This is a genomic window from Leclercia sp. GLN_9 (genome assembly GCF_043105735.1).
Taxonomy (GTDB): Bacteria; Pseudomonadota; Gammaproteobacteria; order Enterobacterales; family Enterobacteriaceae; genus Enterobacter; species Enterobacter adecarboxylatus.
The window spans coordinates 1-553 of record NZ_JBICLV010000044.1 but is presented as its reverse complement, the minus strand read 5'-3'; the positions used below and the strand labels follow the sequence as shown (position 1 = coordinate 553).

At 54.6% G+C, this 553-nt stretch carries 1 rRNA gene; it reads right to left on the bottom strand.

The window, feature by feature from the left end:
- Positions 1-553 (bottom strand): 23S ribosomal RNA (locus tag ACF8PE_RS22705); the annotation flags it as partial.

Sequence of the window (553 nt, the reverse complement as noted above, 5' to 3'; positions counted from 1 at the left end):
CTTCGCAGTAACACCGAGTACAGGAATATTAACCTGTTTCCCATCGACTACGCCTTTCGGCCTCGCCTTAGGGGTCGACTCACCCTGCCCCGATTAACGTTGGACAGGAACCCTTGGTCTTCCGGCGAGCGGGCTTTTCACCCGCTTTATCGTTACTTATGTCAGCATTCGCACTTCTGATACCTCCAGCAACCCTCACAGGTCACCTTCGACGGCTTACAGAACGCTCCCCTACCCAACAACACATAGTGTCGCTGCCGCAGCTTCGGTGCATGGTTTAGCCCCGTTACATCTTCCGCGCAGGCCGACTCGACCAGTGAGCTATTACGCTTTCTTTAAATGATGGCTGCTTCTAAGCCAACATCCTGGCTGTCTGTGCCTTCCCACATCGTTTCCCACTTAACCATGACTTTGGGACCTTAGCTGGCGGTCTGGGTTGTTTCCCTCTTCACGACGGACGTTAGCACCCGCCGTGTGTCTCCCGTGATAACATTCTCCGGTATTCGCAGTTTGCATCGGGTTGGTAAGCCGGGATGGCCCCCTAGCCGAAACA